Consider the following 6572-nt stretch of genomic DNA (forward strand, 5'->3'; position numbering starts at 1 on the left):
GCTACTATGCCCAGCGTTGGTCGATCGAATGTTTTTTCCGTCAAGCGAAAGACCAGCTGAAACTCGATGGATACCGCGTTCGCGGACGTCGGGCGGTGAAACGCTACTGGATCTTGGTGCAGCTTGCTTACGTGTACAGCATGTTCGAGTCGAACAGCGATTTTTCTGATGGGCTCGATCTTCTGCGCAAGAGAAAAGGACATAGCCTCGTGGAGTTCATTTACCGTGCAGCGAAACAAAATATTCCCATTGATACCGTGAAAAAACAGCTCCACGTGGCATAAGGGGTACCCTGTTTGTCTCTTTTACATGGTAATTATTGTAATTAAAATTGCTCAACTACAGTAGTAAAAATAGGAGGAAGAATTGCTTTGGAATTTTATTATAAGCGCCGAAAAGACCTTCACCTCTAAGCGAGGCGTAAGTGGTGGGGATGAGTCGGCGTTTTTGTTTTTTTGCCGTCACTTTTGGGCCAACCTTGCTTGTACATCCAATATATAGACAATCATTGTATAGGGGAGAGTCCTAAACGGAGGCCAGCGCGCCTGTCATTAAAGACAAAAGGCGGGAGTTAGCCACCCTCCTCTTACTCGATTTTGGCATCAATTTTGAACTAGAATGCAGGGCTAGGTTATCAAAAAATATGTAAGATGTTCTTACACATTTTGTTACGTATTTTTTGTTTCCAAGTATAATCATATCTATAAAGTAGAACACTAGGGGGAATTAGTATGGGAAAGAATATGAATGCAGATTACAATTCTTACTAACAGTGGTGCCGCAAAGTAGTTTTTGGAAAATGTTAATGGTTATATTGGGCTTCACCTTTTTTCGGCGAGTATGATGGCTGGCGGTACTCTGGAGTTAGTTTAGCTGCTAAAGTATAGTCATAACCATAGTAGGCATAGATGTTTAGAAAAAATTTTGTACAGTCTGAATACTTTTTTAAAGAAGAAGTTCAATTTAAACAAGTATAATATGAGTAAATTTTGTCTAGATAACAGATATTATTTTTAAATTTCTCTGTTGAACAAAGGAGTGAAAGAAAAGTGTATGAAAACTTCCAAATTAACGGTTTCTGATATTTTGAAAAGAAAGCATTTTGAGCATATTCAGATTATAGCTGGGCATCAAGGGTTGCATCGCACGGTAAAATGGGTGCATGTCGTGGAAGTAACCAAAATCAGTAATCTACTGAAAGGAAAAGAACTTATTTTATCCACTGGAGTAGGATGGAAGGAAAATAAGGAGTTATTTATATCTTTCGTGCAACAACTAATTGAATGCGATGCATCTGGATTATGCGTTGAAATAGGAACTTATGCTTCTTCCATTCCACAAGAGGTGATTGATTTAGCGAACGAATACCAATTTCCTATCATTCTCTTTCTCAAAGAAGTCCCGTTCGTCGAAATCACCCAGGATATCCACACTTATTTAATAAATCAGCATTATCAAATCATCTCCAACCTAGAGTCCTATTCACAAGAATTAAACAAGAAATTGTTGTCGATTGATCATTATGATGAAATTTTAAAATTTCTGCATCACTATTTAGGACATCAAGTCATTTTTCGGATAAATGGAAAAGAAGTAGAGTTAGTGCCGAAATATGTAAAACGATCCGATGCAGAACAACAACTGCTGGATTCTGCATCTGCACTTCATCCACAGCAAAAGACAGCTTCTCAGTCCATTCAAATCCTCGGTAATGAATATGCGGAATTATCTATTGTTTCCATCGATAAAGAAATTAGTGAATTTGATCTTCTTATTTTGGATCGAACGGCTACTGCTCTTGCCCAACATTTGCTGCGGGATTTATATGTAGAAGAAAAAAAGCGAGCGCAAGAACATGAATGGTTAAAGGGTTGGTTAGAAGGTGAGCATACGAGTGAAGCTATTTTCGACTATTTAACAGATCATGAAGCAGAATTAAGGCCAAAAGGTGGATTGGTCATTATTTGCAGATTCAAATCATCGAAACAATACTTGAACTTAGACATTACTTATTTCAAATTATTGTGCCGGACTATTTTTGAACAACAAGGATTTTCCGCATTTCCTGTTGACTTTCGCAACAGCGTTGTATTTATTATGGTGAATAAGCGTGACATAAAAACATGGAAAAGTCGTATGAAGATGGGGATTAAATATTTGCTGGAATCTGATTTTGTGAATAAAAAAAGAATCCCGAAATTCCTCATAGCAGTTGGAAAATTTGTAGAAAACCTCTCCCATATGGACAAAAGTTATCGAACTGCTTTAGAAACCATTAAAATCCAAAATCAGCTGGGCGAAAAAGCAAATAGCTATTTTTATGAAGATTTACATATATATCGAATTATTTCGCTTATTCATAAATATAGTGACTTGCATGAGGTGGTAATGGAATATTTAGAACCTGTTATTCAATATGATCAAAAATACAATGGAAAGCTGATGGAAACATTAAAGGTGTACTTGGAGTGTAACGGCTCGAAAAAAGAAACGGCCAAAAGATTATTTGTCGTTAGACAAACGCTTTATCATCGCATTCAAAAATTAGAAAAATTGTTGGGCGATGATTTTATGAATCCGGAAAAAAGGCTAGCTATTGAATTTATGATCAAAGCATACGAATATTTAATGCCAAATAATGCAACTCAATATGCGCAAAATGATCAGTAAAACTCTTCTACAAAAGTAGAGGAGTTTTATTTTTATGCATAATTATTGTTCAGAAAAAGCACCTGATGGAATGTCGGAATTTATTTACTGTGCTATATAAGTTGCAATAAAAAATTTCTGATTTGTCGTTTCTGTTTTCATCTTAATACAAGTCGATATGATATAACGTGGCGAGTGATCAGCTGAATGTAAAACAAAATTTCAACTTATATAGTAATGGAATTTTACACAATAACTTCTCCTTGACCAATGCCGGAAGTTAGCAAAAAGAAAGCGGCGGTTTTCCGGTGGTCGAAGTTTACTGGACGGAGAGGAAATTTCTACACAATAAAATAGGATGTGTCATATTGTGGAATGAACATATTTATCATTTTTACGTTTTGTCTAATGAAGAATATTGGAAATTAAGAGATAATTTCGTTAAAATTGAATAATTTCAAATAGCATAACAAAAAGGGAGGGTTTTTGTGATGACGGTGACAAAGAACGAAACAACTATTTTGAAAAACTTTATTAATGGACAATGGGTAGAATCAAGCGGGACGGAGACATTGGAAGTGCCGAATCCGGCGACAGGGGAAGTGCTGGCGCGGGTTCCGATTTCGACGAAGGAAGATGTAGACAGAGCTGTGCAAGCGGCCAAAAAAGCGTTTGAAACGTGGAAAAATACACCGGTTCCTAAACGGGCGCGGATTATGTTTACATTTCATCATTTATTGAACGAGCATCATGAAGAATTAGCAAAGCTTATCGTTCAAGAGAACGGAAAAGCATATAAAGAAGCATATGGAGAGATTCAAAGGGGAATTGAGTGCGTAGAATTTGCCGCAGGCGCTCCAACATTAATGATGGGGGAGTCACTATCGGGAATTGCGGAAGGCATTGATTCGGAAATGTTCCGTTATCCTTTAGGAGTAGTCGCTGGAATTACGCCATTTAATTTTCCGATGATGGTGCCTCTCTGGATGTTTCCGTTGGCGATTGCTTGCGGGAATACGTTCGTATTAAAGCCATCTGAAAGAACGCCGATTTTAGCCAATAAACTGGCTGAGTTGTTTACACAGGCCGGGGCGCCAGAAGGAGTGCTCAATATCGTTCATGGGGCGCATGATGTCGTTAATGCCCTCATCGATCACGAGGATATTAAAGCAATTTCTTTTGTCGGTTCCCAGCCTGTCGCCAAATATGTATATGAGCGTGCAGCGGCACAAGGTAAACGAGTGCAAGCGCTTTCTGGGGCAAAAAATCATCATATCGTCATGCCTGATGCTGATGTAGAGACAGCAGTGCAGCACGTGATTAGTTCCGCTTTTGGAAGTGCAGGACAGCGTTGCATGGCTTGTAGCGCGGTTGTTATTGTTGGTGAAAATGAACAGTTTGTAAAACTGCTAAAGCAAAAGGCGGATGAAATTGTTATTGGAAATGGTATGGATCCAGAAGTGTTTTTAACCCCCGTTATTCGCCAATCCCATCGTGAAAAAGTATTGGGATACATTCAAAAGGGGATTGAAGAAGGGGCAATACTTATTCGGGATGGACGCAAAGAAATGGAGGAAATGCGAGAAGGAAACTTCCTTGGGCCAACGATTTTTGATCATGTCACACCAAATATGACGATTGCTAAAGAAGAGATTTTTGCTCCTGTCCTTAGCTTGTTGCGTGCCAAAGATTTGGACGAAGCACTTGAGTATATTCGCAAATCTCGATACGGAAACGGTGCGACTATTTATACGAAAGATGCGAAAGCTGTCCGTAAATTCCGTGAAGAAGCGGATGCGGGAATGTTAGGAATCAATGTAGGCGTACCGGCAACGATGGCATTCTTCCCGTTCTCTGGCTGGAAGGACTCGTTTTATGGTGACCTCCACGTAAATGGAAAAGATGGAGTGAACTTCTATACACGCAAAAAAATGATTACCTCTCGATTCGATTTTTAACACGATCTTGAAAGAAAATACTGGACAAGAACAGGTTTACTCATTTAGTAAGAATAATTACTCAAAAATCCCTCTGCTTTAAAACAAAATTCAGGTGGAAGGGAGCTAACTTTACAAAAGAAAGAGGGGAAGAGAATTGGTTCAAATTCATCAAAATGAGCAACAATGGATTACAAAAGATAGTCAATATATATGGCATTCAATGAAACCTTATAATCCTGATGAAACGCTAGTAGTGACAGAAGCGAAAGGATGTTGGGTTACCGATCTTACCGGAAAAAAATATTTAGATGCGATGGCGGGATTATGGTGCGTGAATGTAGGGTATGGACGTGAGGAATTAGCGGAAGCAGCATATGAACAGCTAAAAAAACTTGCGTACTTTCCGCTTACGCAAAGTCATATACCGGCTATTCAGCTTGGCGAAAAATTAAATGAGTTGTTGGGAGACGAATATGTTATTTTCTTTTCCAACAGCGGCTCTGAAGCGAATGAAACCGCATTTAAAATCGCAAGACAATATCACCAGCAAAGAGGAGAGCATAACCGATATAAGATTATTTCCCGGTATCGGGCGTACCATGGAAACTCGATGGGAGCTCTTGCCGCAACAGGTCAGGCACAACGGAAGTATAAATATGAGCCGCTTGCGCCTGGGTTTATTCATGTGCCGCCTCCAGACAGCTACCGTGACAATGATCAGGCGGAAAATCCGCGGGATTTACGGTCAGTCAAAGTAATCGACGATGTGATGACATGGGAGTTGAGCGAAACGATTGCGGCGGTAATCATGGAACCGATTATCACCGGAGGGGGAGTGCTCATACCGCCGGAAGGATATATGAAAGCCGTAAAAGAAGTGTGCGAAAAACACGGCGCTTTGTTGATTGTCGATGAAGTGATTTGCGGGTTTGGGCGGACAGGCAAACCGTTTGGATTCATGAACTATGGGGTAAAGCCAGATATTATTACGATGGCAAAAGGAATTACAAGCGCATACTTACCATTGTCGGCAACCGCTGTTCGAAAAGAGATTTATGAGGCGTTTAAAGGAACAGAAGAATATGATTACTTCCGCCATGTTAACACGTTTGGCGGCCATCCAGCAGCATGCGCTTTAGCATTAAAAAATATTGAAATTATGGAAAGGGAAAATTTATTTGCGCGTTCGCGGGAAGCAGGCGAACGGCTGTTAAATGAGTTAAAAAATAAACTGCAAGACCACCCTTACGTTGGCGATGTGCGCGGAAAAGGTTTGTTAATTGGAATTGAACTAGTCGCCGACAAAGATACAAAAGAGCCTCTTGATGTTTCGCTTGTGAATAAAGCGATTGGCATTTGCAAAGAAAACGGCCTGATTATTGGCAAAAACGGCACGACCGTTGCTGGATACAACAACGTACTAACATTATCCCCGCCGCTGAATATTGAGGACGACGATCTCTCCTTCTTAATCAATACATTGACAGATGCATTATGGAAAATGAAATAAGCAATAGGAATGGTGCTCGCAATGATTTTCATGAAATTGCGGGCACTATTTTATTTGTTATCCCAAAAAAATAAGGGAAAAGGACATGAGTAAATTTTATTCCTCACCTAGACATGAAAATAGTCCTAGCCACTGGTGGATCTGTTGTTTTCACAGAAAAGTTCCATGAGCAATTTTTGCTCTCCACCCGGGCATGAAAATCCCCCTTTTCTTCCCATAATGAAGAGTAGGCGCAAACAGCTCAATAGGACGTTATACTTAATGGTGGCTTGGACCCTGTACAGAAAAGCGTTCGAATCCACTGGGTGCACCACCCATTGTCCGCCCTTTCCCGATGCGGAGGAAAGGTGACGACGAACGGAAAACTGCCGCATTTCTCCCGTGGATTCGCTGTTTGCGCACTCGATCATCGAAAAGGAGGATTTTCATCATGGATGTCATCTATCCTCGCTGCGCAGGATTGGATGTTCATG

Annotated in this window: 4 protein-coding genes; all 4 read left to right on the forward strand. The window is 40.1% G+C overall.

Annotated elements, in window-relative coordinates; all coding sequences use genetic code 11:
• Window positions 1–284, forward strand: a 284-nt coding sequence (locus BM278_RS17600; protein WP_143093483.1) for a transposase, incomplete at its 5' end; no start/stop codon positions are given.
• Between the two features lie 769 nt (window positions 285–1053).
• Window positions 1054–2670 carry a PucR family transcriptional regulator gene (locus BM278_RS17605; RefSeq protein WP_090952348.1) on the forward strand — a complete coding sequence of 539 codons (1617 nt, stop codon included), beginning with the start codon at window positions 1054–1056 and terminating at the stop codon, window positions 2668–2670.
• A 470-nt stretch (window positions 2671–3140) separates the two neighbouring features.
• Window positions 3141–4607, forward strand: coding sequence for a CoA-acylating methylmalonate-semialdehyde dehydrogenase (locus tag BM278_RS17610; RefSeq protein WP_090952351.1), 1467 nt, complete (start codon window positions 3141–3143; stop codon window positions 4605–4607).
• 136 nt (window positions 4608–4743) lie between these two features.
• A complete protein-coding gene (locus BM278_RS17615) occupies window positions 4744–6099 on the forward strand; it encodes an aspartate aminotransferase family protein (RefSeq protein ID WP_090952354.1) in 1356 nt (451 codons plus the stop codon).
• Window positions 6100–6572 lie beyond the last annotated feature (473 nt).

It is taken from the genome of Parageobacillus thermantarcticus (genome assembly GCF_900111865.1).
Lineage (GTDB): Bacteria > Bacillota > Bacilli > Bacillales > Anoxybacillaceae > Parageobacillus > Parageobacillus thermantarcticus.